At 45.2% G+C, this 25,529-nt stretch carries 22 protein-coding genes; 14 read left to right on the forward strand and 8 right to left on the reverse strand.

Going from position 1 to position 25,529, the window contains the following annotated elements:
• Window positions 1-329: 329 nt before the first annotated feature.
• Both AC07M6_RS21155 and AC07M6_RS21160 read right to left on the reverse strand, forming a co-directional pair.
• Window positions 330-3,053: a bifunctional YncE family protein/alkaline phosphatase family protein gene (locus tag AC07M6_RS21155; RefSeq protein WP_494892914.1), complete on the reverse strand. Its 2,724-nt coding sequence runs from the start codon at window positions 3,051-3,053 to the stop codon at window positions 330-332.
• 173 nt (window positions 3,054-3,226) lie between these two features.
• The gene (locus AC07M6_RS21160) at window positions 3,227-4,630 is read right to left on the reverse strand and encodes an alpha-L-fucosidase (protein WP_494892916.1); all 1,404 of its coding nucleotides are present in this window, start codon (window positions 4,628-4,630) and stop codon (window positions 3,227-3,229) included.
• 157 nt (window positions 4,631-4,787) lie between these two features.
• Between AC07M6_RS21160 and asnS the strand changes: the two genes are divergently transcribed.
• Complete coding sequence (asnS, locus tag AC07M6_RS21165; RefSeq protein WP_494892917.1) at window positions 4,788-6,224, forward strand: asparagine--tRNA ligase; 1,437 nt, start codon at window positions 4,788-4,790, stop codon at window positions 6,222-6,224.
• 124 nt (window positions 6,225-6,348) lie between these two features.
• Here asnS and AC07M6_RS21170 read toward each other — a convergent pair whose 3' ends face one another.
• The gene (locus tag AC07M6_RS21170; RefSeq protein WP_494892919.1) at window positions 6,349-6,675 is read right to left on the reverse strand and encodes a hypothetical protein; all 327 of its coding nucleotides are present in this window, start codon (window positions 6,673-6,675) and stop codon (window positions 6,349-6,351) included.
• A 192-nt stretch (window positions 6,676-6,867) separates the two neighbouring features.
• On the opposite strand from AC07M6_RS21170, the gene AC07M6_RS21175 reads away from it, so the two are divergent.
• The gene (locus tag AC07M6_RS21175; protein WP_494892921.1) at window positions 6,868-7,443 is read left to right on the forward strand and encodes a DMP19 family protein; all 576 of its coding nucleotides are present in this window, start codon (window positions 6,868-6,870) and stop codon (window positions 7,441-7,443) included.
• Between the two features lie 192 nt (window positions 7,444-7,635).
• Window positions 7,636-8,214, forward strand: coding sequence for a phosphoribosylglycinamide formyltransferase (gene purN / locus AC07M6_RS21180; RefSeq protein WP_494892922.1), 579 nt, complete (start codon window positions 7,636-7,638; stop codon window positions 8,212-8,214).
• A gap of 60 nt (window positions 8,215-8,274) precedes the next feature.
• On the opposite strand, the gene AC07M6_RS21185 is transcribed toward purN, so the two are convergent.
• Genes AC07M6_RS21185 through AC07M6_RS21195 form a run of 3 tightly spaced genes read right to left on the reverse strand, consistent with a single transcriptional unit; the run spans window position 8,275 to window position 9,275 of the window.
• Window positions 8,275-8,559: a type II toxin-antitoxin system RelE/ParE family toxin gene (locus AC07M6_RS21185; RefSeq protein ID WP_494892923.1), complete on the reverse strand. Its 285-nt coding sequence runs from the start codon at window positions 8,557-8,559 to the stop codon at window positions 8,275-8,277.
• Window positions 8,556-8,813, reverse strand: coding sequence for a hypothetical protein (locus AC07M6_RS21190; RefSeq protein WP_494892924.1), 258 nt, complete (start codon window positions 8,811-8,813; stop codon window positions 8,556-8,558). Before AC07M6_RS21190 ends, AC07M6_RS21185 begins: the two co-directional genes overlap by 4 nt.
• A 60-nt stretch (window positions 8,814-8,873) precedes the next feature.
• Window positions 8,874-9,275: a hypothetical protein gene (locus AC07M6_RS21195; RefSeq protein ID WP_494892925.1), complete on the reverse strand. Its 402-nt coding sequence runs from the start codon at window positions 9,273-9,275 to the stop codon at window positions 8,874-8,876.
• 140 nt (window positions 9,276-9,415) lie between these two features.
• Here AC07M6_RS21195 and purH point away from each other — a divergent pair, with 140 nt between their 5' ends.
• The 6 genes from purH to rodA all read left to right on the forward strand — a co-directional run bounded on the left by purH (window position 9,416) and on the right by rodA (window position 16,929).
• Entirely contained in the window at window positions 9,416-10,954 is a 1,539-nt protein-coding gene (gene purH / locus AC07M6_RS21200) for a bifunctional phosphoribosylaminoimidazolecarboxamide formyltransferase/IMP cyclohydrolase (RefSeq protein ID WP_494892927.1), read from the forward strand.
• A gap of 253 nt (window positions 10,955-11,207) precedes the next feature.
• The gene (locus tag AC07M6_RS21205; RefSeq protein WP_173413238.1) at window positions 11,208-12,230 is read left to right on the forward strand and encodes a rod shape-determining protein; all 1,023 of its coding nucleotides are present in this window, start codon (window positions 11,208-11,210) and stop codon (window positions 12,228-12,230) included.
• A 99-nt stretch (window positions 12,231-12,329) separates the two neighbouring features.
• The gene (mreC, locus tag AC07M6_RS21210; protein ID WP_494892929.1) at window positions 12,330-13,163 is read left to right on the forward strand and encodes a rod shape-determining protein MreC; all 834 of its coding nucleotides are present in this window, start codon (window positions 12,330-12,332) and stop codon (window positions 13,161-13,163) included.
• Window positions 13,156-13,674 (forward strand): rod shape-determining protein MreD, encoded by a 519-nt coding sequence (locus tag AC07M6_RS21215; protein WP_494892930.1) that lies wholly within the window; start codon window positions 13,156-13,158, stop codon window positions 13,672-13,674. The genes mreC and AC07M6_RS21215 overlap by 8 nt, the downstream gene beginning before the upstream one ends.
• Window positions 13,671-15,668: a penicillin-binding protein 2 gene (gene mrdA / locus AC07M6_RS21220; protein ID WP_494892932.1), complete on the forward strand. Its 1,998-nt coding sequence runs from the start codon at window positions 13,671-13,673 to the stop codon at window positions 15,666-15,668. The genes AC07M6_RS21215 and mrdA overlap by 4 nt, the downstream gene beginning before the upstream one ends.
• Window positions 15,661-16,929, forward strand: coding sequence for a rod shape-determining protein RodA (rodA, locus tag AC07M6_RS21225; RefSeq protein ID WP_494892933.1), 1,269 nt, complete (start codon window positions 15,661-15,663; stop codon window positions 16,927-16,929). Before mrdA ends, rodA begins: the two co-directional genes overlap by 8 nt.
• Before the next feature lie 53 nt (window positions 16,930-16,982).
• Here the strand turns inward: rodA and AC07M6_RS21230 are convergent, their stop codons facing one another.
• Window positions 16,983-17,993, reverse strand: coding sequence for a DUF8457 domain-containing protein (locus AC07M6_RS21230; protein WP_494892935.1), 1,011 nt, complete (start codon window positions 17,991-17,993; stop codon window positions 16,983-16,985).
• Window positions 17,994-18,067: 74 nt separating this feature from the next.
• Here AC07M6_RS21230 and AC07M6_RS21235 point away from each other — a divergent pair, with 74 nt between their 5' ends.
• The 5 genes from AC07M6_RS21235 (at window position 18,068) to AC07M6_RS21255 (ending at window position 24,865) form a co-directional block, all read left to right on the forward strand.
• A complete protein-coding gene (locus tag AC07M6_RS21235; protein WP_494892936.1) occupies window positions 18,068-18,646 on the forward strand; it encodes a thymidine kinase in 579 nt (192 codons plus the stop codon).
• Window positions 18,647-19,251: 605 nt separating this feature from the next.
• Entirely contained in the window at window positions 19,252-19,620 is a 369-nt protein-coding gene (locus AC07M6_RS21240) for a response regulator (protein ID WP_494892938.1), read from the forward strand.
• Window positions 19,621-19,733: 113 nt separating this feature from the next.
• On the forward strand, window positions 19,734-20,603 hold the full coding sequence (locus tag AC07M6_RS21245) for an AraC family transcriptional regulator (RefSeq protein ID WP_494892940.1): 870 nt from the start codon (window positions 19,734-19,736) through the stop codon (window positions 20,601-20,603).
• 275 nt (window positions 20,604-20,878) lie between these two features.
• Window positions 20,879-23,785: a leucine--tRNA ligase gene (locus tag AC07M6_RS21250; RefSeq protein WP_494892942.1), complete on the forward strand. Its 2,907-nt coding sequence runs from the start codon at window positions 20,879-20,881 to the stop codon at window positions 23,783-23,785.
• Between the two features lie 84 nt (window positions 23,786-23,869).
• Window positions 23,870-24,865, forward strand: coding sequence for a zinc-binding dehydrogenase (locus AC07M6_RS21255; protein WP_494892943.1), 996 nt, complete (start codon window positions 23,870-23,872; stop codon window positions 24,863-24,865).
• A gap of 285 nt (window positions 24,866-25,150) precedes the next feature.
• Here the strand turns inward: AC07M6_RS21255 and AC07M6_RS21260 are convergent, their stop codons facing one another.
• Window positions 25,151-25,504, reverse strand: a complete 354-nt coding sequence (locus tag AC07M6_RS21260) for a DUF6249 domain-containing protein (protein ID WP_494892945.1) — start codon at window positions 25,502-25,504, stop codon at window positions 25,151-25,153.
• Window positions 25,505-25,529: the final 25 nt, after the last annotated feature.

Raw genomic sequence — 25,529 nt, forward strand, 5'->3', positions numbered from 1 at the left:
CGAAATTACAAACAAATTGCTTAGATAGAAAGTACCGGCCAGGTTAATTGTGTACATGGGGTATATAAAACAAACAGGCGCCTGTAAATGCAGGCGCCTGTTAACAGAAACACTTATGAAAAAACAGTTAATATACCATCACATCAAACACCAAACCTATTGATGATATAGTGAGGTAAAATTGCGCAAAGCATAGCCGCGCACAAAGCAAGCATCGGTGAATGGGCCTTTTGTATGGATGAACGCGGTAAATGCGGCATTATGCAGATATGCACGGATGGAAAAACCGACGCACTTTCAGTAAACATCTGACGGTTGTTTACAGGCCGCTAATCGTCATCATCATCTGTATCATGGCCGGCCATTTTATGCGGATAAGGCTTCTTAGGTTTGGCTGCATGCCAGATGATGCGGTTCATCAGGTCATCGTTACCGCCATCAATATGGGCAAACTCGGGCCTTAACGACATTTTTGCAAAATACAGGTCCTTCCCTTTCAGGGCGGATAATTTGGCATTCATTTCGTTAAGCGGGACCTGGTTGGCTACATGGGTATAAATAAAGTTATCGGGCCGCTGGCTAAAGCAGGTGAACATAGGCAGGGCCGTAGCATCAATGGTATTCATAGGCGGGATCCCTAAAATTTGCTCAATAGTGCGTACCATACAGGTTTGATTATAATTGGTATGCACGGTTGATTTAAGCCTGCTGTAGGGACTAATAACAAACCCTGTAGTACGATAAGCCGATATATGGTCCCACCCGGCTTGCGAATCATCCTCCGTCACAAATATGACCGTGTTTTTCCAGAAACGGCTCTTGCTTACCGCTTCCACAATGCGGCCCAGGGCCAGGTCATTATCGGCCACCATGGCACGTGGCGTAGGCAGGCCAGGGCTTGTGCCCCCGGTATGGTCAGACGGTAAACTCATGATCATCAATTGGGGGAGTTTGTCGCCGGGTTGTCTCTCATATTCATTTAGTTCCTTAATAAACGCGGTTGCCCTCACCTGGTCGTTAATCTCGTGGTTATCATATCCCGGGTAATTAGGGGATAGCAGGGGCCGTACCCGTGCAATAGTGGTGGTATTGGTAAAGCTAAACGGTTTACCAGCCAGGTAATCGTTATAGATCTGTGTCCAGGTCATCCCCTTTTTAAAATGCGGGGTGGCCGCTTCGCCATAAATGCGCACGTTTTTACCATGATCGGCGGCGTTATTCCAGATAAAGCCTTTTTTATCGTACACTAATGCATCTGTTTGTGTATGCGGATAACTGCGGAACCAGCCACGCACGCTTTTTTCCACGTAATCGGTCACCATGGCGGCATCTGTCCACTGATGCCCTTCGGCCGATGATTTACCTGAGGCGTAATAATTATCCAGCAGTAAAAAATCTTTAGCTATCTGATGCTGATTAGGGGTAATTTGCTCGCCAAAAATGCATAGGTCGGGGTTGCCGTTGCCGGCTTTCATATCGCCTAAAACCTGGTCGTAAGTGCGGTTTTCTTTAATAATATAAATCACATGCTGAAATACAGATGGCTCCCCTATCCGCTCGGGAACAGGCACCGGGGCGATATTTTTACGGGGCAGCAAGCGGGCTAACTGGGCACGGTAGGCCAGGTTCAGCTGGTTTACCCTTTGTGTGTAATCAGCCAGTTGCTGATCATCCGGCAGGGGAATAAACGAAATAGTGGCCAGTTGCCGGTGCGAATTAAAAAAATCTGTTTTAGTAGCAGGCACATCTGTCGGTCGCCTTTTCATGTCTTTGCCGTTCAGCCTCGATCCTTCCCCTTCCAGGTTGGTTACCAGCAGGGTGTTATTTTTAATAGCAAGGCCGCCGGGATAAGCTTCGGTAGGGATAAAACCTTTGAGGCTGCTATTGCCCGAGCCATGTGTGGCCGCCTTGCTGCCTAAATGAATAACCGCCACGGCATTATCCAATCCGTTGGCTACATACAAGGTATTGCCATCCGCGCTTAGTGCCAGCGCGTTAGGCGTATCGCCAATAAAACCCTTATCGCCGGCGTGCAGGCTTACATCAATGGTTTCAATAACCCTATTATCCGCCGTCCTGATCACCGAAATATTATCACTATTACCGTTAGCTACATAAACCTGCTGGCCATCTGCACTTGCAATTACATCGTTAGGGTGCAGGCCGGTCGCCATTTCTTTGATCAGATTGCCGCTCCCGCTTTCAAAAACAGATACCGTGCCGCGGGTAGTGGCACCCGTTTTAGGATCGGTATAAACCTTGCCATAAGGCACCCCCGCGGTTTCGCGCCCGACAGTATCGGTAACCTGCGGACCGCCCCAATTGGTTACATACAGTTTATCACCGGCCTTTGCCAGTCCGTAAGGCGCTACGCCGGTTGCTTTGCTCCATATTACAGCTTGCTTGTCCCAGTCTATTTTAACCAGTTGGTTATTGCCGTTTAAAACTACGTACAAGTAATTTACTCCGTTTTGTTTATCCATCAGCAGCTCGTTAGGCAAAGCCAGCGGCGATTCGCCCTCGGGCTTAAAAGCAAAGCTTTTGTTAACCGATAATTTTTGCCCGTCCCATCCCGCTTCCAGTACATACGATTGGTGATTACCGCCATTGGCCGCGCTCCACAAGATCTTAATTTCTCCCGTTTTTGTTTGATAAACCTCCAGGCCAGAGAAGGTGCTCATCATCCCCCGGTATTTGGTATCGGCTGTATACAGCCACCTGTCGGTTATCTTTTGGGTTTCTATATTCACTATGGCTATACCGTACCTGTCTTCCACTGCCATCAGGTTGGTGCCGGGTATCGTTTTCAGATCAAGGCTATGATTTTCCTGGGTTTCCTCGCCGTAACGCAAAACGGTACCGGCCGGGTCAATGATGCGGTTATAGGGCATTAATAGCGGCAATGCGGTTTGGTGCAGGGTGCTGTCGTCGTAACTGCTATGCTGGTTTACCTGGCCGGCATTGCTCATAGCAGGTGTACGCCTGGGCTGATGGCAGGCCGCCAGCAACAAGGCCGAAACTATAACAACAGGGGTAATGCTCGATCGTATCATTTATTAAATTTTATGATGGCATAATTTTACGAAAAAGAAAATAAGGCAGCGAATTAGCCATACGGATTGCATATTATTTTATCATTAAAATTAAAGAAGCTAACCAGTAAACTGGTTTGATTTAAACACAAAAAGCCGTCAAAATTGACGGCTTTTTGTGGAACAGGCAGCTATTAACGCGATTCATTATAAACTCCAAACTCGGCAATTGATGGTGGTTTATTAAATGTTTGAATAGCTATGCGCACTTTTTCAGCGCTAACTTTTTGAAAGCGGTGAAGCTTCATCCTATCCAGGTTTTCGCCCTCGAAAATTGTTTTCCAGGTTTTGTTTGCAAAGTATTCCAGTTTATACTTTTTAATATTAGTGGCACTTTCAAAAACCGTGATGGTATTAAAGGTTTGAGGGGTTTTGAAATCAATTTCATACCAGGGTTGCTTTACTTCCGGATTAGATTGCCATGACGAATGGAAATTATCATCATTGGCAAAATCCATAATATCCATATCATCGCTCCAGCTTGAATTGGATGGCTGATTTTTAGCCAGGTTGCTGGAAATAATAGGGGCGCCCGTATTTTTAAATTTTGCCGGGGCGCCTTCATTTTTGTAATACGTTCCAATTTCTTTCAGGGCGGCAACAGCATTATCATCAAACAGGCCATCGCGATTGGGGGCCGCATTCAAAATAAAATTGCAGTTTGCTTTGTTCAATGGTATTAAGGTTTCGTTAACCAGTTTGGCCGGATCTTTCACTGCCGTTTCGGGGAAATTGGTTTTCCAAAACCAGGAGCTTTGCAAAGGCAAACAGGCCAAAGCCGGCATTTGGTTGGTTTCTTTAGATAACCGCTGCCCTGCCCCCATCTCGTAGGTTTTGATATCTGTATAATAAAGCCCGTCCGATGGATATTTGGCGCCATTTAAATCCATCAGCACACAGTTTGGCTGAATAGATTTAACCAATTTATAGATCTGCTCAAACGGAATATCGTCATAAGAGATCCTTGACCATGGCGCATCCCAGCCATCGATAATAAGCGCCTCAATTGGGCCATAATTAGTCAGCAGCTCGGTAATTTGCTTTTTCACCATATCAATGTGCCTGGGCTTAATTTCGTGCGGGCGCAGTTTATGATGGGTATCTAATATGGAATAGTACAGCATTACTTTTAAACCATTTGCCCTAAACGCTTTAACAAACTCCTTCACTACATCCCTTTTAAAGGGACTATGCATTACGCTATAATCTGTTGTTTTGGTATCCCAGATACAAAAGCCGCTGTGGTGCTTGGTTGTGAGGCAGCCATAACTCATATTTGCCGATTTTGCCGCTCTGGCCCATTGGTCGCAATCCAGTTTTTGGGGATTAAATACGGCGGGGGATGCTTCGGGATCGGGCCAGTCCTGGTTAAAATATGTTGGGATGTTGAAATGGATGAACATGCCAAAACGGAGGTCTACAAACGACTGCTGCAGTTCTGAAAGCGGGCGCCGGGCTTTAGCCGTAGTTTGCGCGTACAGCTTTATGGAAAGAAAAGAACACAAGAAAAATGCGGCGATGACGGTTTTTGTTTTCATAAGTAATGTTAAAGCAACATAATACTCAATTTTTAATAAATATGAAATATAAATTATGATTGAGATTCCCCTATGGCCTTTGTGGTTAAATTCGACTGCAATTGTGGCTAATTTCTGACCCAATAATTGTATTTTTGCACCTCAAAATACGATACTAATGAGCCAGAGGACTAAAATTAAAGCATTGTTAACCGGCACACAAACCGGCACCGAAGTAACTGTTAAGGGATGGGTACGCGCATTCCGCCAAAATAGGTTTATCGCTTTAAATGATGGCTCAACCAATAATAACATCCAGATTGTTGTAGATTTTGAAAACACCGACCCTGCGCTGCTGAAACGCATTACTGTTGGCGCGGCTATCAGCGTAAGCGGCATTTTAACGCCATCGTTAGGCCAGGGGCAAACCGTAGAAATACCGGCAACAAGTATTGAAATATTAGGCGATTGCGACCCGGAAGCTTATCCTATCCAACCCAAAAAACACAGCCTGGAGTTTTTAAGGGAAAATGCCCACCTGCGTTTCCGCACCAATACTTTTGGCGCGATATTCCGTGTGCGTAATACCCTGTCGTTCGCCATACACCAATTTTTACAGGAGCGTGGTTTTGTGTACCTGCATACCCCGGTAATTACCGCAAGTGATGCAGAGGGCGCCGGCGAGACTTTCCACGTTACCAATTTCGATCTGGAAAATATCCCTAAAGATGATGCCGGCGAGATCGATTACAAGCAGGATTTCTTTGGTCGCGCTACCAACCTTACCGTATCCGGTCAGTTGGAAGGCGAGCTGGGCGCTATGGCGCTGAGCGATATTTATACCTTCGGCCCAACTTTCCGTGCCGAAAACTCTAACACTACCCGCCACCTGGCCGAGTTTTGGATGATTGAGCCCGAAATGGCTTTCTATGATCTGAAAGACAACGCTGACCTGGCCGAGGCCATGCTGAAATACGTGATCAGTTACGCGCTGGATAAAAACCGGGACGACCTGGAGTTTTTAAGTCAACGTTTGGCCGATGAAGAAAAGCAGAAGCCACAAAACGAACGCTCGGAAATGAGCCTGCTGGATAAGCTTCAGTTTTGTTTGGATAACGATTTTGAGCGCATCACTTATACCGAAGCTATCGATATCCTGCGCGAATCATCGCACAATAAAAAGAAGAAATTCCAATACCTTATTGAGGGCTGGGGCGCCGATCTGCAATCGGAACATGAGCGTTATTTGGTAGAGAAACACTTTAAAAAACCGGTGGTACTGACCGATTATCCTAAAGAGATCAAATCCTTTTACATGCGCCAGAACGAGGATGGCAAAACCGTGGCCGCCATGGATATCCTGTTCCCGGGTATTGGCGAGATCATCGGCGGTTCGCAACGCGAAGAGCGCCTGGATAAGTTGGAACAACGCATGGACGAGTTAGGCATCCCTAAGGATGAGCTTTGGTGGTATCTGGATACCCGCCGTTTCGGTACCTGCCCGCACGCCGGCTTTGGCTTAGGCTTTGAGCGTTTGGTGCTGTTTGTTACCGGTATGGGCAACATCCGTGATGTGATCCCTTTCCCAAGGTTCCCGAAGAACGCGGAATTTTAATGGAGTGATTCCACCGATTAGGAATTGATTTCACCGATTATAAAAAAGCGCCCCGGTAACCGGGGCGCTTTTTACTTTTATGCTTATTCTCCAATCAACTAATCTCTAATCATTCCCGCAGGGCTTACCACCTGCCATGGCCACGGCCCCTGTAATAACCGTTATGACGGCCATTATCGTGCCTGTAGTAGCTACGGTAAACCGCCGGGCGACTATAGTAACTGCGATAAACTACCGGGCGGCCATAATACCTATGATAAACTACCGACTGATAGTAGGGCTGATAAACAGGTTCGGCATAATATACCCGGTGCATTGGGTAATAATTACCGGCGCTTACATGTACGCCGGGCGTGTTTACGCTTACATGGAAACGGGTTTGTGCATGAGCTAAAGTAAGCGAGCCTATTGTTAATATTAAGGCTGCAAATATTGATTTCATCGTTTTCATAATCCTATTTTTAGTTAAATAATTAACCGCTATTTGTATATATAGACGATAATTATGCCAAAAGGTAAAATGCGGATGGGCAAAAATTGGCTTACGCACTGAAAATCAGGAAGATTTTTTGTTAAAAAAGGGTAGTTAATTACCCCTACGGTTTTAAAAAATTGTATCATTAGGGCAACAATCCCGAATAGTATGAAAGGCGTAAAGGTATACCTGATCTTAACCGTATTAGTGGCGTTTATTAACCTGCCCGGTAGTTTAGCGCAGCCCAGGGCCAAAAAGCTAACGGCTGCCCTTATAAACCAAACAAAAGATGATAAATTACTGCAACTTGTTTTTGATAACCTGATCTCAAAAATGGCAAAAGACCTCTCTGATGAATACCCGGTTATAATATCGTTAAACAAATCGCAGCAAGCCATTTACATGATTGGGGTATTGCAAGCCGAGGTAGAGAATGGCGGCTTTAACCAGTACTATTATAACTCGGCCGGGAAATTTGCAAAGCTAACACCCGGCGCCCTGATGCTGGTGGGCGCAAACCGGTTTGCCCAATTGGTAAGCCGGGCCAACAAAACATTTGAAACTGAAAACAAGAATATCAAAAAGCACCAGGACGGTACACTGGAGGGTTTCAGCAAATCGTACAATAACAATCCGCTGAACAAGCTTGATAATGAATTTTATGCCCTGGAAAAGAAAGAAAATTTAGAGTCTCTGCAAATTGCTTATATCAGGAAGCATAAAGAGGATTTTACAGATAAGTAAGGCTGTTAAACCGCCATGCCGTTACGGTTAATTTGTTTTTTTTATAAAAGGCTTTGTTTAGGCAGGCAATATTTTATATTTGACACTAAGTATAGCGTATCGCCGTTTTGATACAGAATGGCTGACGGTACATAACAACAAACATTTTGCACATTTAGTGGTTTAATTGCCATTTAAAAGCATAGCATCTTCATGAAAAAACGGATCGCCATTTTTGCTTCGGGATCAGGCTCGAATGCTCAGAAAATAATGGAGCATTTTAAACGCAGCGCCGATGCCGAAGTTGTACTGATATTAACCAATAACCCGCAGGCCTATGTGCTGCAGCGGGCTGATAATTTTGAGATCCCCACCCACATTTTTACCCGGGCCGAATTTTACGATACCGACGACGTTATTAAATTATTGAAAAACCTGCAGGTAGATCTGATTGTGCTGGCGGGCTTTCTTTGGCTGGTACCACCATCGTTATTAAAGGCTTTCCCCAATAAAATCATTAATATACACCCGGCCCTGCTGCCCAAATACGGCGGTAAAGGCATGTACGGCGATCATATCCACAAAGCCGTACTGGCTGCGGGTGAAGAAGAATCGGGCATTACCATCCATTTCACTAACGAACACTTTGACGAGGGCGAGATCCTTCACCAGTCTAAATTTAAAATTGAACCCGGCGATACGCTGGAGGTGATTAAATTTAAGATCCAGCAGTTGGAGCATCACCATTTCCCAAGGGTGATAGAGAATTTGTTGAAGAAAATGAAGAGTTAGGAGTGATTTCTTTCTCGTTAGTTGGTTCGTCTATGTGTATTCCTACGGTAAGACGTTAAATCAAAATACTACAGAACTGTGAATTATGCGATAAACAGTCAACCTATCTTTTTTGATCTTAAATACAATGACCCAATCATTATAATGTCCGCAATTATAATTTAAACGAGCTAACGCTGCATTATTGCAAAGCGCATATTGAACATTTGGTTGCGCCAGTTTTTCTATCGCTTTTTTAAATTTATCAGCGTATCTCTTGCCGCTACCTGGAGTATTTTTCGACTCGACAAATTCAGCAACAGTGTTTATTACAGCAGTTGCTTTAGGATAAACTATAATTTTCAACTATGACTGGCTGGCGGTTGGTCTGAATATTTAGCAAATGCGACCTCAATGTCTACCGGTTCTTCATCATCATCAAGCATCATGTATTCTGTTAATTCAGCATCTGTTGCCTTTCTTCCAAATCCAAATGCTGCATCTTCAACAGTCAGCACCCTATGCTCATCTGTTTTAACAGTTAAGCCATGCTCTACCGCAAACTGAAGCAACAATTGGGTTGTTTGTTCCGAATCCGATTCTATGGTTACAATGGTCATTATACTAAGTTACAAACTTTCTGTTATAACTCAAAAACAGAGGGCAAATTGTAAATCCAATCATTTACCAACCCATACAAACACGGTTGAACAACCTTCAATACAAAGGATAGGACCATTAGGGCTCATTTGCAAAGTATCGTGCCTGATGGTATAGCGATAGTTTTGCCAGGTGGTTTTATCTCTTTTGGTTAGGGTTAGGTTTACACTGTCTTTTAAGGTATAAGTGGTATACCCGTTAAAGGCTGTGCCCGCTACAGAACCATCGTTATTAAACTGCACATAATCGTAATCGGCTTTTACGGGCACCGGCGTGTAAAACATGGCCGAACCGTTACTCATGTAGTTGCCAACCAGCTTCCATTTACCTTTAATTGTGATAATGGTTGTTGCATTATCCTTTTTACAGGCGCCTGCAAAAAGGGTTATCAATAAGGCCAGGGCTAAAATATAGGTTTTCATATCGCGGGTTTATAATCATTACGTTTTCAACTATTTAATTGCTACAATGTTTAATTGTATTTTTCTTAAAAAAACTAATCTTCAATCACAAATCTCTAATCTGTAATCCCTACCTTTGCGGCTTAAAAAAAGCCCTGCCGATGAGCCAGTCTGTCCAAATAAAAAATGCTTTAATATCAGTTTATTATAAAGATAATCTTGAGCCTATAATTCATGCCTTAAACCGCCTTGGTGTAACCATTTATACCACCGGCGGTACCGAAACATTTATCAAAAGTTTAGGTGTGGATGTGATAAAGGTAGAGGACCTTACATCGTACCCATCCATCTTGGGCGGGCGTGTAAAAACCCTGCACCCTAAAGTATTTGGCGGCATTTTGGCCCGCCGCAGTTTTGAAGGCGACCAGCAGCAGCTGGCCGAATACGCCATCCCCGAGATTGACCTGGTAATTGTAGACCTGTACCCTTTCGAAGAAACGGTAAAATCGGGCGCCGGGCAGGATGACGTGATCGAAAAGATAGATATCGGCGGTATTTCGCTGATCCGCGCGGCAGCTAAAAATTTTAAGGATGTGGTGATCGTTGCTTCAAAAGATGATTACGGCACGCTGGAAAACCTGCTAACCACACAGGAAGGTACCACCACTTTCGATCAGCGAAAAACCTTCGCGGCAAAAGCATTCAATATTTCATCCAACTACGATACCGCCATCTTCAACTATTTTAACCAGGAAGAGGCCGAGGCGATCCCGGTATTTAAACAGAGCATACAGCACAGTAAAGCGTTACGCTACGGCGAAAACCCGCATCAATCAGGCGTATTTTACGGCAATCTTGATGCCATGTTTACCAGTTTGAGCGAGAAGGGCAAAGAACTTTCGTACAATAATCTGGTAGATGTTGACGCTGCCGTGGCTTTAATAGATGAGTTTACCGAACCTACCGTAGCTATTTTAAAACATACTAACGCCTGTGGCGTAGCCACGCGCCAATTTATTAAAGAAGCCTGGATAGATGCCCTGGCCTGCGATCCTGTTTCTGCTTTCGGTGGTGTGATTATCACCAATGCCGAAATAGATGCGGAAACCGCCGCCGAGATAGATAAGTTATTTTATGAAGTGTTGATAGCTCCGGCTTATACCGATGAGGCTATAGCTATACTTACTGCCCGTAAAGGCCGCATTGTGCTGGTTCGCCAGCCGGTTGAGTTGCCGGTTAAGCAATTTAAAACCTTGCTGAACGGAGTGATAGAGCAGGATAAAGACCTGGTAATTGAAGGCCCGGCTGATATGAAAACCGTTACAGAACGCCAGCCGACAGAGCAGGAATTAAAAGACCTGTTTATTGCCAATAAGATTGCCAAAAACACCAAATCTAACGCCATTGTACTGGTTAAAAACAACCAGATGCTGTCCAGCGGTGTGGGTCAAACATCGCGCGTGGATGCCTTGCAACAAGCCCTGGCTAAAGCCGCGGCATTTGGGTTTGACGTTAAAGGTGCTGTGATGGCGTCAGAAGCCTTTTTCCCGTTCCCGGATTGTGTAGAAATTGCTGCCGATGCGGGTATTATTGCTGTGTTGCAGCCCGGTGGTTCTATCAAAGATCAACTATCTGTAGATATGGCTAATCAAAAAGGGATCAGCATGGTCACTACAGGTATACGCCATTTTAAACATTAATACATTACACCAATTGAGGTACACGAATTTCACGAACTAAGCAAACCGGGTGCGAATTTTCACTGATCAATAGGCACTAATTTCACAAAATTTGAGTTATTAAAAATACTAATTCGGGGCAATTAGTATAATTCGTGAAATTCGTATCATTAAAACTTAATTCGTATTCATTATTAATTAATTCGTTTTCATATTCGTAACATTACTGTTCATATTTAGTTAGATTTGCAGATTATTTCGAAATACACACCACATGGGTTTATTTAATTTTTTCACACAAGAGATTGCCATAGATCTGGGTACCGCAAATACCCTCATTATACATAATGATAAAGTTGTAGTTGATGAACCGTCAATTGTAGCTTTTGACCGGACAACAAATAAAGTTATCGCCATAGGCCGGCAGGCCATGCAAATGGAGGGTAAAACCCACGAGAATATCCGTACCGTACGCCCGCTGAAAGATGGTGTAATTGCCGACTTTAACGCGGCCGAGCACATGATCCGCGGTATGATCAAGATGATCAACAAAGGCAAAGGCTGGTTTTTCCCCTCGCTGCGTATGGTGATCTGTATCCCGTCGGGTATTACCGAGGTAGAGAAACGCGCCGTGCGCGACTCGGCCGAGATTGCCGGCGCTAAGGAGGTTTACCTGATCCACGAGCCAATGGCTGCCGCGGTAGGTATCGGTATCGACGTAGAGGAACCTATGGGCAACATGATCATCGATATCGGTGGTGGTACTACCGAGATAGCAGTTATCGCTTTATCGGGTATCGTATGCGATCAATCCATCCGCGTAGCGGGTGATAACTTCGACTCGGACATCGTTCAGTATATCCGCCGCCAGCATAATATTATGATTGGTGACCGTACTGCCGAAAAGATCAAGATTGAGGTTGGCGCGGCACTGCCCGAACTGGCCGATCCACCGGCTGATTTTGCCGTACAGGGCCGTGATTTGATGACCGGTGTACCCAAACAGATCACCGTATCGTATACCGAAATTGCGCATTGTTTGGATAAATCTATCTCCAAAATAGAGGAAGCGATATTAAAAGCTTTGGAAATTACCCCGCCCGAACTTTCGGCCGATATTTACCAAACCGGTATTTACCTGACAGGCGGCGGCGCCTTGTTACGCGGCTTAGATAAACGTATTGCCGCTAAAACCAAGCTACCCGTTCACGTCGCCGAAGACCCGCTTCGCGCCGTAGTACGCGGTACCGGTACAGCGCTTAAAAATATTGGTAATTTTAAGTTCCTTATGCAGTAATTTTTTAGAGATCAGAGATTAGTTAATTAGAGATTAGGCTTTAAATGTACTATCCCAATTAACTAATCTCTAATCTCTGATTAACTAATCACTAACAAGATGCGCAACCTCCTGATATTTATCACTAAGTACAACGCATTCTTTTTATTCCTGATTTTTGAGATCAGTTCGCTGGTTATTTACGTCAAATACAATTCGTTTCAAAAGGCCACCTTTATTAATTCAACCAATCAGATTACAGGCACCCTGTACGCGCGTTCGGATGAATTGAAAAGCTACCTTTCCCTGCGCGAGGTGAACGATCAACTGGCCCGCGAAAACGCCGCGCTGCGCAATCAGCTAAAATCATCTTTTTATGTAGATACGCTGGCTAAGCATATGGTTAGTGATACGGCCTATAAACTACAGTACCAGTATATCACCGCCAAGGTGATCAATAATTCCATTAACCACCGCAATAACTATTTGACCATAGCGCGCGGATCAAACGATGGTATTGCTGTAGGCATGGGCGTTATTAGCGGTAACGGAGTAGTTGGGGTGGTTAGGGTGGTAGATAAGCATTTAGCGCTGGTGCAATCTGTTTTACACAAGGATACCCGTTTAAGCGCTATGCTGGTTGATAATAAAGCCATTGGCTCGTTAATTTGGGGCGATGACCTTGATCCGCACCGCGCCCAGCTGATAGATGTAACCAACAACGTTAAACCACATATAGGCGAACAGGTAGTAACGTCAGGCTATTCTTTATTCCCGGCGGGTATACCGTTTGGTAAGGTGGTAAGCCTGCACACCAAAAGCGGTGGCTTTTTCCTGAACATGGAGGTTGCCCTTTCGGTTGATTTTAGTAAGCTGCAATATGTTAACGTAGTCATAAATAAATTCGCACAAGAACAAGCGGGACTGGAGGCGCAGAAAAAGAAAGATGAGTAGAACGATCCTGATCAATTTTGCCCGCTTTGTGGTACTGATATTTGTACAGGTTTTCCTGCTCAAAAATATCACGCTGTACAACCTGTCTATCCCCTACCTGTACATCCTGTTTATCCTGTTGCTACCTTTCGAAATTCCGAATATACTGCTGTTCCTGCTGGCTTTTTTAACCGGGCTGATCATCGATGCGTTTTACGATACACCAGGCCTGCATGCAGCGGCATGTGTACTGCTGGCATTTGTACGTGTACTATTCATCAGTATAACCGTACAAAAAGATGGCTTTGATAACGACCCTGAACCAACCCTCAGCATTATGGGCTTCAGGTGGTTTTTAACTTATGCTACTATCTTAACTTTATTCCATCATTTCTTCCTCTTCAACCTGGAAGTTTTTAACCTGTCCGAAATACAATATACCTTATCGCGTTTCTTATTAAGTTCAATTTTTACAGTATTTTTAATGCTGGTTACAGGTTTATTATTTTTCAGGAGAAAAGAACGTAAATGAACAGTTTTTTTGCGCGGCGCTACGTTATTACAGGTATTTTTATTACGATTGCCCTGGTACTGCTGGCAAGGCTTTTCTATATCCAGATTATTGACGACCGCTATTACCTGTTTGCCAAAAACAACGTATTAAGGCGCGAGATCCAGTACCCCGCCCGCGGACCAATTTTAGACCGCAATGGCAAGGTAATGGTTGAGAACCAGCCTGTTTATGATGTAATGATTACCCCTAAAGAGGTAAAACCATTTGACACGGTAGAATTTTGTAAACTGATAGGCATCGATAAACCCACTTTTGATAAACACTACCAAAAGGCTGTAAGCTATTCGCGCTACCGCCAATCTTTATTTGAAGGGCAGTTACCCACCACGGTAGCCGCTACTTTGCAGGAAAGGTTGTTCGAGTTCCCCGGCTTCGAGATCGTATTACGTACCATCCGCCGTTACCCGGATTCTATTGCCGCTCACTTTTTAGGATATATCGGCGCGGTGAACGATGCAAAAATCAAAAAATCAGGCGGTTATTATCAACAGGGCGACTACATCGGCATCAGCGGTGTGGAAAGCGCCTACGAAACCGAATTGCGCGGCATCCGTGGCGTACAAAACCTGATGGTAGATTCACGTAATGTACAAAAAGGTCACTTTGCCAACGGGGCATACGATACCGCCGCGGTAGCCGGCGAACGGTTAACCTCATCGCTGGATAGCCGCATCCAAAAGCTGGGTGAACGGTTAATGGCCAATAAGGTGGGCAGTATAGTAGCTATTGAGCCATCAACCGGCGAGATATTATGCTTTGTGAGCAGCCCTACTTATAACCCCAACCAATTGGTAGGCCGCCAACGGTCTGAAAACTATTCGAAGTTAAACCAGGACCCTTATAAGCCTTTCCTTATCCGCCCTATACAGGCCCGTTATCAGCCGGGGTCATCCTTTAAACCGCTGGATGCACTTATCGCCATTCAGGAGGGGGTTATTACGCCACAAACCACCTACAATTGCCCCGGATACTATATTGCGGGTAACCGCCGAATACAATGTTTCCATGGAGAAGTGCACGGTACAGTTAACCTGGCCAGTGCCGTGGCCCACTCATGCAACGGTTACTTTTTTATGGTGTTTGAAAAACTGATCAATCAAAAAGGCCCTAAGTATACCGATACTTCATTTACAATATGGCGGGATAAGGTACTTAAGTTTGGTATAGCCACTAAACTTAAAATTGATTTGCCCGGCGAAAACAGCGGCTTTTTAGCTACAGCGGCTTTTTATAATAAATGGTATAAGCGTGGCGGCTGGCGCTCCAGCACAATTATATCTTTAGGCATTGGCCAAAGTGAAATATTGGCCACCCCTTTGCAACTGGCCAATATTGAAGCCACCATTGCCAATCGCGGTTTTTTTTATAAACCTCACTTAATAAAAAGCATAGGGGATAAGCAGATCATCAAAAAAGAATATACCGAAAGAAATTATGTGGGAATAGATTCGGGCTACTTTGCCCCGGTTATTGATGGTATGCAAGCGGTTGTTGAGCGCGGCACCGCGGTAGGATCGCGGATACCGGGTATCATCATGTGCGGCAAAACCGGTACAGCGCAAACCGGCCATGGCGAGGATAACTCGGTATTTGTAGCATTTGCCCCGCGCGATAACCCTAAAATAGCCATAGCGGTGGTGGTAGAAAACGGCGGACAAGGCGCCACATGGGCCGCGCCAATTGCCAGTTTTATTGTGGAGAAATATTTGCGCGATAGTATCAGCAGCCGCCCATCCGGAATAGCGCCCGATTATTATATGAATAAAAACTTGTTGCCCGCAATTGTTGCCAAAACCCCGCCGGGTAAAAAGCCATCGGCCGATAGCTTAAAGAAGGCAGCGGCGTTAGACTCACTGAAGCGATTAAAACAAAAGTCGGCAGCAAATGCTAATAAAAAGGCCGCACTTTTAAAGCAGGCGGCCATGCTATATAAACATAAGGGAAATGAATAACCAGCGCAGCTTTTTCTTTAATGTAGATTGGATAACCGTGTTTATCTACCTGGCGCTATGCGTAATTGGCTGGTTTAATATCCGTGCCGCCGTGTTCGATCCGGAGCATGCCAGTTTTATAGATACCCACACCCGCTATGGCAGCCAGTTTATATTTATGATGATAGCCTTTGTGGTAGCCATTGTGATATTACTGCTGGAAAGCCGTTTTTTAAGCGCGCTTGCCCCGGCATTTTATGTAATAACGGTGTTGTTGCTGATAGTAGTGCTATTACCAGGAATTGGTCGAAACGTAGGTGGTAACCAGGCCTGGATTGATCTGGGCTTTATGCGCCTGCAACCATCCGAGTTTGCTAAATATACCACCTGCCTTTTATTAGCCAGGTACCTGAGCGGCACCAATATTAAGGTGACGGAAATTAAATCATTCCTGGTAGCGGGCGGTATTATTTTGCTGCCTATGCTATTAATAAAAATGCAGCCTGATGATGGCTCTACCCTGGTATTTTGTTCGCTGATATTTGTGCTATACCGCGAGGGCTTATCGCCCTGGTTCCTCATTGTAACAGGCCTGGTTATCGCACTTTTTGTGCTGTCGCTCATCATCCCTAATCAATGGTATTTGATCAGCGCGCTCATCGCTTTAAGTATATTGCTGATCTACATTTACAGGCGTAACCGGCAAATGATGCTGGGCTTACTAATAGGCACCATACTTTGCATCGGCTTTGTTTATGCCATCAGGCCTATTTATCAGCATAGCTTAAAATCGCATCAGCGCGAGCGGATTGATGTGGTGCTGGGTATTACCAACGATACCAAGCATGTGGGCTATAACCAAAATCAATCAAAAATAGCTATTGGCTCGGGCCGGATGTGGGGCAAGGGTTATTTGCAGGGTACGCAAACCAAATACTCGTTTGTGCCCGAGCAAAGCACCGATTTCATCTTTTGCACCGTTGGCGAAGAATGGGGTTTTGCCGGCTCGGTAGTGGTAGTTGGCCTGTACGTTTTCCTGCTGATCCGCATTGTTGCGATAGCCGAACGGCAGCGGTCGCCTTTTTCGCGCATCTATGGTTATGGTGTGGCCTCGGTTATCTTCTTCCACTTCTTCATCAACATCAGCATGACCATTGGTTTTATGCCGGTAATAGGTATCCCGCTTCCGCTGATCAGTTACGGCGGTTCATCTTTATTAAGCTTTACCATTTTGATCTTTACCCTCATCAAGCTGGATTCGAATAGGATGGGGATAGTGTAGCCCCCCGACCCCCTAAAGGGGGAGGATTCCTTTACTGTTCCCCCTTTAGGGGGTTAGGGGGTATACCTCCGCTGCAGCAAGGCGTAAAACTTATCTACAGTGGGCTGCTTATCTGCCCAGTTATTTTTGGTAGCGTAGCTGCCTTTTAAAAAGGTCTCGGCTTCTTCAAAGCTTTTTGCACGGTTCAGAATATCTATCGCTTCGCTGTAGGCCAGGCTATAACCGTTAAACAATTCTTTAACATAAAGCATTTTATCGTTGAGAGTAATAGCGCTTTTCAAATCGCTGATCGGTTGGCCATGTAACTGATCGGACATGCGGCTGGCCGCCATTTGCGCCGACATGCGCTGGTTAAGCGTTATTACCTGATCTTCCTCAACCATTATCTTAGTATGCGTTGTCGGCGGGGCTACAGGTGCAGGCACCGGCTCGGCTTTAACTTCGGGTTTTGCTGCCACGGTTTCAGGCTCTGGTTCGGGCTCAATAATGCCGGGGATAACTTCCGCTTTAACCGGTTCGGGTTCCAGATCAATATCTTCCACTTCGTCATCCTCATCCCAGTCTTCGCCAATATCTTCCAGCGTCAATTCGTGGCGAATGGTTGGTTCAGGTTCGGCAGCAACCGGCTCTTCTCCAGGCTCGGGCAATTCTGCTTGAGGTTCTGCCCTGTTGCCAATCTCAAATTCAACGGTATGGGTATCTTCCTTAGCCGGGCCTGTTTCAGTCGCAGGTTCCTCTTCCTCTGCTTCCTGCTCCATTTCAGGCACAAAGTAGCGGGGCTCGGCGGGTTTATCTTCGGCAACAGGCGGGGCTGCAACAGGCTGTGGTGTAACTGGTTTATCTTCGGCTATAACCTGGGGCTTAGCTGCCGTCTGTGCTTTTTCGGCATGCGAGGTAATCTTTCTTAAAATCTCTATATGGTCGGATAAAAAGTGGGCGTTAGCCGCCAACAACTCCAGTTCAAGCTCGTTAAATACCTCATCTGCCGATTGCAGGTATTCATATTGTTCATTTATTTCCCTGATGATACCACCTATCTTTTTAAATACTTCCTGTTGCTTCATGGATATAAATTGGTAAAAATGACACTCAAAAATAACATTAAATTCTGATATTAGCCGCCGTAAGATAATTGTAGATGCTGTTTAACGAAGAGGTTTTTAAAAGGCGAAGCGAGCTTGGCGGTAGTATTGAAGTGATATGCGGATCGATGTTTTCGGGGAAGACCGAAGAACTGATCCGCCGTATGCGGCGCGCGCAGATAGCCCGGTTAAACGTAGAAATATTTAAGCCCAGAACCGATACCCGCTACCACGAAACCGACGTAGTATCGCACAACCACAATACCATACCATCAACCCCGGTAGATAGTTCGTCGGCTATATTGCTGTTGGGCAGCCATGTGCAGGTGGTGGGGATTGACGAGGCCCAGTTTTTTGACGACGAGTTGCCTTATGTTTGCAATAGCCTGGCTAACAGAGGTGTAAGGGTAATTATTGCCGGACTGGATATGGATTTCCAGGGGCGCCCCTTCGGGCCTATGCCCGCGCTGATGGCTATTGCCGAATCGGTTACCAAGGTACATGCGGTATGTGTTAAATGCGGTAATGAGGCACTATTCTCGTACCGGTTGGTACCTAACGATGCCAAAATATTGTTAGGCGAAATGGAAAGCTATGAACCGAGATGCAGGAATTGCTTTGGGATTGTAGATTAAAATTATTCTAATATTCGTTTTCACGGATTTCAAAATAAATTCTGTACCCCGTAGGGCAATGTCATTACTTAGGGATTTTGGAACCTCGGAGAGGTTCAAGCTTTGTAGAAAAACAGCAAAAAACGAGCAACGCCGTCAGGTGTTGAACCCCATTTGTTGAATACCTACGGCATATTGACGGTTAGTCTCAAGTCGAAAGTCTTAAGTTCTAAGTAAAAAAGAGCGAAATCCGACTTAGGACTTACGACTAAAGACTGTTGACTTGACAGCAGCCGCACATTCTAAACCTGATTGCAATGAAAACCCCGGAGCGCACGCAGACTGTTAGCAGGGCCTGGCGAGGAGTTGTAATGAAAAGCAGGACTATCTGAACCGAAGCATCACTACCGTTCATTTTCAAAACATCCTGTACACAAAAAACAAAGTATTGCGCCCGCGTCTGAATAGCTTCAAATCACAGCATTTTCATCTCTTTTTCATAAAAAACGCTGTTTACTAAAACAAAAGGCCTATATGCTGTTGTTTATAGTGTACCGGGATTGTTGGGTGACGGCCCTGTACACCCGGTAGTATGCATCTTTTATTTATTTCGTTTGTATAAGGCCATGGCTAAAAAAATACTGGTAATTGAGGATGATAAAGACATAAGGGAGACGATAACCTACGCCCTGGAAGATAGCCAGTTTGAGGTAGTTGCATCGGAAGATGCCAAGATATTAAAGCAGCTTGATACCATTAAGCCTGATTTGATATTGCTGGATAACTGGCTAACCGACTGGAAAAGCGATGCAAACGGACAACAGATAAGCAAAGAACTAAAAAACGACCCCAAAACCAGGCATATCCCCGTTATTATCGTATCGGCGGTAAGCAATATCAAAGAAATTGCCGAGGCCGGCCAGGCCGACGGCTACCTCAAAAAACCTTTCGACCTAAGCGAACTGGTGGCGACGGTGGAGCGCTTTGTATTATAGCTTAGTGTATCGGGATTTGCTATTCTTTGTAAAAAACATATGTACATTAGGCCCTTTTAGCGTTTTGATACTTTATTTTTAATTAATTTTATCAAAACATTTAAAAGGCATTAATGAAGGCGCAATTACTTAAGGTTTTTAACGGGCTTTCGCATTCCTTTACCATACGCGAGGATATTGGGCTGCAGGCAAATAAAAACTGGCACTATCACCCCGAGATAGAGTTTATTGAGATAAAGCAGGGCGAGGGTACGCATTTTATTGGCGATAGCATTAAACGTTTTAAAGCCGGCGATATCTTTTTAATTGGTAGTAACCTGCCGCACTTTTTCAGGTTTGATGATGTTTACTTTCACGAGGAAAACAACCTGCTGGCCAATGTTTACGTAGCCCAGTTTAGCGAAAACTTTTGGGGCGACCGCTTTTTATTACTGCCCGAAAATACTATCCTGCGTACTTTATTAGACAAAGCCAAACGGGGCATCGCCATTTCTAAAGAAGTGCGCGAAGCGATATCGCCCAAATTAAATAAGCTTTTACATACCGAAGGGCCCGAACGCATTATCATGCTGCTGGAGATATTAACCACCGCCGCCGGATCACGGGAGATCCAGCAGTTATCGTCCATCGGTTTTAAAAATGAATACGCCGGGCAGGAGAATGACCGCATTAATGTAGTATACGATTACTCGTTCACCAATTTTAAACGGAAGATTGAACTGGATGAGATAGCCGCCATAGCCGGTATCAGCCCCAACTCGTTTTGCCGTTATTTTAAGGCCCGCACACAAAAAACATACTCGCAGTTTATTATTGAAATTAAGGTAGGTTACGCCTGTAAGCTATTGATAGATAATAAATACAGCGTAAAACAGATCTGTTACGAAAGCGGCTTTAACAATTTTGCCAGCTTCCATAAATACTTCAAGCTCATTACCAATAAAAGTCCGCTGGATTATAAGAAAGAGTTTATTACGGCGTAGGGCTTGCGGTTGGTCATTGAGTCATTACGCTGCGCTGTCATTGAGTCATTAGGTCATTATTTTTCAATCTTGCGCTCGTCTGTGACGAGTGCTTCATACTGTATAGCGATTGTATCGCAAAAAGGCGTCACAGACGCCAGACCACTTTAAGCACTCGTCACAGACGAGCGCAAGATAGTGCGAAGCATAATGACCAAATCCATTCCCTACTAAATTCATATACATTTTACCCTTATTTTTGCTAATTTTGCGCTTTATTTCGCGCGACAATTACTATGGACTATCAATTTAAGGATATAGAACAAAAATGGCAACAGTTTTGGGCAGCCAATCAAACTTTTAAAGCTGATAACCAATCGGCTAAGCCCAAATACTACGTATTGGATATGTTCCCCTACCCATCAGGCGCAGGGCTGCACGTGGGCCATCCGCTGGGCTATATCGCTTCCGATATCTTCGCGCGTTATAAAAGGCTGAAAGGTTTTAACGTTTTGCACCCCATGGGCTACGATTCGTTTGGCTTACCGGCCGAGCAGTATGCTATACAAACCGGTCAGCACCCGGCCGTAACTACCGAAGCTAATATCGCCACCTACCGCCGTCAGTTAGACCAGATCGGTTTCTCGTTCGATTGGAGCCGCGAGGTGCGCACCAGTTCGCCCGATTATTATAAATGGACGCAGTGGATCTTTATGCAGCTATTCAACAGCTGGTATAATAAGGATGCCGACAAGGCCGAATCGATCAGCAAACTGGCCGACCATTTCGCGCAGAATGGATCGGCAGGCGTGAATGCCGTGTGCGATGAAGAAGTAAGCAGCTTTACCGCCGGTGAGTGGAAAGCCAAAACCACCGAAGAACAACAGGAAGAATTATTAAAATACCGCCTCACCTACCTGCGCGAAAGCACCGTAAACTGGTGCCCGGCCTTAGGTACCGTATTGGCTAACGACGAAGTTAAAGACGGCTTTAGCGAGCGCGGCGGCTACCCGGTTGAGCAAAAGAAAATGCGCCAGTGGAGCATGCGCATCACGGCCTACGCCGAGCGTTTATTGCAAGGCCTGGATACCATAGACTGGCCCGAGCCGCTAAAAGAAATGCAGCGCAACTGGATTGGCAAAAGTACCGGTGCATCGGTACGCTTTCCTATTCAGACTTCAGACTCCAAACTTCAGACTCAAGACTATATAGAAGTTTTTACTACCCGTGTGGATACCATCTTCGGGGTAACCTTTGTAGTGCTTGCCCCTGAGCATGAGTTAGTATCCGGGTTAACCACCGCCGACCAAAAATTGAGCGTGGAAACCTATATTGCCCAAACCAAAAAGAAAAGCGAGCTGGACCGCATGGCCGATACCAAAACTGTATCGGGCGCGTTTACCGGCAGCTATGTGACTAACCCGCTGAACGGGCAACCCATTCCTATCTGGATTGCAGATTACGTATTGGCAGGCTATGGCACCGGCGCGGTAATGGCCGTCCCATCGGGCGATCAGCGCGACTATTTGTTCGCTAAACATTTCAATTTGCCGATAGTGCCTATTATCGATATCCAAAACATCGAAACCGAAGCCGACCCGACCAAGGAAGGAAAATATATCAACTCGGATTTTATTAACGGGCTGGATTATAAAAATGCCACCGCATTAGTTGTGGCCGAGCTGGAAAAAATTGGCGCAGGCAAAGCAAAAATCAACTACCGCATGCGCGATGCCATCTTCGGTCGCCAGCGTTATTGGGGCGAACCGGTGCCGGTATATTTTAAAGGCGACTTGCCCTACTTGATCAGCGAAAAAGAGTTGCCTTTAATATTGCCCGAAATTGATAAATACCTGCCGACTGAAACCGGCGAACCGCCTTTAGCACGTGCGGCAGATTATAAACATCCCGAAGGTGAATACGAATTAAGCACCATGCCTGGCTGGGCCGGCAGTAGCTGGTACTGGTACCGTTATATGGATGCGCAAAATGATCAGGAGTTTGCATCTAAAGAAGCTATCGCTTACTGGAAAGATGTGGACTTATACATTGGCGGCAGCGAGCATGCTACCGGTCACTTACTATACAGCCGTTTTTGGAATAAGTTTATGAAAGACCTTGACCTGGTGATTGAGGAAGAGCCTTTCAAAAAGCTGATTAACCAGGGGATGATACAGGGGCGCAGTAATTTTGTTTATCGGGTGATAATTGAATACAAAGACGATACTAAGTCAATATATTATTTATCAAAAGGAATATTCGACGAATTTAATTCAAGAACAATAGGAAAAAATTTGAGTTTACCGGCGATTGCTGATGTTATAAGAACGTTAGCCCCCGCTATTAATATCAAGGGGTCTTTATCGTCTGTATCAGTTCATGGTTTCCATGTTGATGTAAACATAGTTGATAATGATATTCTGAATATCGCTAAGTTTAAAGAATGGCGTCCAGAATATGCCGATGCCGAATTCATCTTAGATAACGGCAAATACGTTTGCGGTGTTGAAGTTGAAAAAATGTCCAAATCAAAATTCAACGTGGTTAACCCCGATGATTTGATGGGGCGTTACGGTGCCGATACCCTGCGCATGTACGAGATGTTCCTTGGTCCGCTGGAGCAAAGCAAGCCGTGGAATACTAACGGTATTGAAGGTGTGTTTAAATTCCTGCGTAAGTTTTGGCGTTTGTTCCACACGGCCGACTGGACCTTTAACGTATCGGATGCCGAACCAAGCAAAGCCGAATTAAAATCGTTGCATAAAATCATCCGCAAGGTTGAGGAAGATGTGGAACGTTTCTCGTTCAACACTTCGGTATCCAGCTTTATGATAGCCGTTAACGAGTTAACCGATCTGAAGTGCAACAAACGTGCCATCCTGCAGGATTTGGTGGTGGTATTATCGCCCTACGCCCCGCACATTTGCGAAGAATTGTGGACACTGTTAGGCAATCCCGCAGGTACTTTATCCTACACCGCCTATCCAAAATACAATTCGGCTTATATGGTTGAGGATGAGTTTTCGTACCCGATATCTATCAACGGGAAAACCAAAACTAATATCAACATCTCCTTAAGCATGGACCAGGCCGCTGTTGAGGCCTACATCCGCGAACATGAAGATGTGAAGAAATACCTGGCCGGCGCCACTATTAAAAAAGTAATTGTAGTAAAAGGCCGGATTGTAAATATTGTGGTATAAGGCTTGCTGCCCGTAATACGTCATTACAGAATACTGTTTAAACTATTTAAACAGCTCGTTCGGGAAAGTATTTAGGAGATCAATATGAAAGCAATAGTTCTTGAATCGAAAGAAAACCCGGTGGTATACAAAGATGTACCCAAACCCACCTTGCAGGCGGGCGAAGTATTGGTACAAATAAAAGCCGCCGCGCTAAACCGCCGCGATTACTGGATCACCATTAACAAATATGCCGGCATTAAGTACCCAACTATATTAGGTGCGGATGGATCGGGCGTGGTAACCGAAGTGGGCAGCGATACCGACAAGCACTGGATCGGCAAGGAAGTGATCATTAATCCATCCAACAACTGGGGCGATTCGCCGGATTTCCAGGGCAAGGATTTTAAAATATTAGGCCTGCCCGATGATGGCACCTTTGCCGAGTACGTAAAAACCGAAACACAATACCTGCGCGCCAAACCGGCCCACTTAAACTGGGAGCAGGCCGCGGCATTGCCATTAGCGGGTTTAACGGCTTTCCGCGCATTGTTTGTCAAGGGAAGGGCTAAAAAGGGCGACAAGGTATTGATAGTTGGCGTAGGCAGCGGTACGGGCACCTCTGTGCTGCAATATGCCGTAGCGGCGGGCTGCCAGGTTTTTGTAACATCGGGCACGGGCGAAAAGATAGAGCAAGCCCGTTTATTAGGCGCCAGCGCGGGTGTAAACTATAAAGCGCAGGACTGGGCCGAACAACTGCATCAGTTAGCTGGTGGCTTTGACGTGGTGATTGACAGCGTATTGGGCGAAAGCTTTGGCAAGATCCCCGATCTGTGTAACCCCGGCGCGCGGATTGTTACTTTTGGCGCTACCATGGGCGATACCCCGCCTTTAAATGGCCGCAAAATATTTTGGAAGCAGTTGCAGCTGATAGGCACCACTATGGGTACCCAGGAAGATTTTACCGCCATGCTGGCTTTTATAGCCGAACATCAGATCGTCCCGGTAATTGACGAAGTTTTTGCCCTGGCAGATGCTAAGCAGGCTATCGACAAAATGGGCAGTTCATCGCAGTTTGGTAAACTGGTGTTGCGGGCGTAACTAATTTGGTGATTTACCGGGATGCCGGCAAGGTACTATCAGTAAAGCAAGGCAAACCTCGGAGAGGTTAAAGCTTTGTAGAAAACAAGCAAGAAACGGACCTGCTCCGTAGGTGCAGCACATGAAGTTGCGCACCTGCGGAGCGCGAAAAGATGAATTAGACATTTCCTACAAAGCTTATACTCCTATCGGAGTAAACAAATTTGTCGAATGGCTCATTACAACAAAAAGGCTTCCCGGTATCCCGCGAAGCCTTTTCTATATATAATTGGTCGGATTTATGATTTAAACGCCTTTATCCAGTATTTCTTTTTTCTCTATACGGTAAGAAAGTACCAGGCCAGCGCCGCCAAATATGGCAATTAATGAGAAGTAGATAGCCGGGTTGTCTTCGCCAACATTGTTAAACAGCGTCCGGTCCAGCAGAAAGGCTAAAAATAAGCCCAGGCCCGCGCCAATGAGTAATAAACCCCATTTTAAATTCTTGTAGGGAGCGGGTTGTATCTTATAAGCCCGTGGGTCCATACCGCGCTCAATCATAGCCATTCTTTCCCTGTTGTGTAAATAAACGATGCCAAAAATCATGGCAAACAATCCCAGTGATACGAAAATAGGGATTAACATTTCTGCGTGTTCCATTGTATTAATTTTTTAATTGGTTAAT

Source organism: Mucilaginibacter sp. GW821-FHT07H05 (assembly GCF_059418485.1).

Coding starts and splice junctions, on each gene's coding strand:
- AC07M6_RS21155 (WP_494892914.1), bottom strand. CDS start 3,053: ATGATACGATCGAGCATTACCCCTGTTGTTATAGTTTCGGCCTTGTTG.
- AC07M6_RS21160 (WP_494892916.1), bottom strand. CDS start 4,630: ATGAAAACAAAAACCGTCATCGCCGCATTTTTCTTGTGTTCTTTTCTT.
- asnS (WP_494892917.1), top strand. CDS start 4,788: ATGAGCCAGAGGACTAAAATTAAAGCATTGTTAACCGGCACACAAACC.
- AC07M6_RS21170 (WP_494892919.1), bottom strand. CDS start 6,675: ATGAAAACGATGAAATCAATATTTGCAGCCTTAATATTAACAATAGGC.
- AC07M6_RS21175 (WP_494892921.1), top strand. CDS start 6,868: ATGAAAGGCGTAAAGGTATACCTGATCTTAACCGTATTAGTGGCGTTT.
- purN (WP_494892922.1), top strand. CDS start 7,636: ATGAAAAAACGGATCGCCATTTTTGCTTCGGGATCAGGCTCGAATGCT.
- AC07M6_RS21190 (WP_494892924.1), bottom strand. CDS start 8,813: ATGACCATTGTAACCATAGAATCGGATTCGGAACAAACAACCCAATTG.
- AC07M6_RS21195 (WP_494892925.1), bottom strand. CDS start 9,275: ATGAAAACCTATATTTTAGCCCTGGCCTTATTGATAACCCTTTTTGCA.
- purH (WP_494892927.1), top strand. CDS start 9,416: ATGAGCCAGTCTGTCCAAATAAAAAATGCTTTAATATCAGTTTATTAT.
- AC07M6_RS21205 (WP_173413238.1), top strand. CDS start 11,208: ATGGGTTTATTTAATTTTTTCACACAAGAGATTGCCATAGATCTGGGT.
- mreC (WP_494892929.1), top strand. CDS start 12,330: ATGCGCAACCTCCTGATATTTATCACTAAGTACAACGCATTCTTTTTA.
- AC07M6_RS21215 (WP_494892930.1), top strand. CDS start 13,156: ATGAGTAGAACGATCCTGATCAATTTTGCCCGCTTTGTGGTACTGATA.
- mrdA (WP_494892932.1), top strand. CDS start 13,671: ATGAACAGTTTTTTTGCGCGGCGCTACGTTATTACAGGTATTTTTATT.
- rodA (WP_494892933.1), top strand. CDS start 15,661: ATGAATAACCAGCGCAGCTTTTTCTTTAATGTAGATTGGATAACCGTG.
- AC07M6_RS21230 (WP_494892935.1), bottom strand. CDS start 17,993: ATGAAGCAACAGGAAGTATTTAAAAAGATAGGTGGTATCATCAGGGAA.
- AC07M6_RS21235 (WP_494892936.1), top strand. CDS start 18,068: ATGCTGTTTAACGAAGAGGTTTTTAAAAGGCGAAGCGAGCTTGGCGGT.
- AC07M6_RS21240 (WP_494892938.1), top strand. CDS start 19,252: ATGGCTAAAAAAATACTGGTAATTGAGGATGATAAAGACATAAGGGAG.
- AC07M6_RS21245 (WP_494892940.1), top strand. CDS start 19,734: ATGAAGGCGCAATTACTTAAGGTTTTTAACGGGCTTTCGCATTCCTTT.
- AC07M6_RS21250 (WP_494892942.1), top strand. CDS start 20,879: ATGGACTATCAATTTAAGGATATAGAACAAAAATGGCAACAGTTTTGG.
- AC07M6_RS21255 (WP_494892943.1), top strand. CDS start 23,870: ATGAAAGCAATAGTTCTTGAATCGAAAGAAAACCCGGTGGTATACAAA.
- AC07M6_RS21260 (WP_494892945.1), bottom strand. CDS start 25,504: ATGGAACACGCAGAAATGTTAATCCCTATTTTCGTATCACTGGGATTG.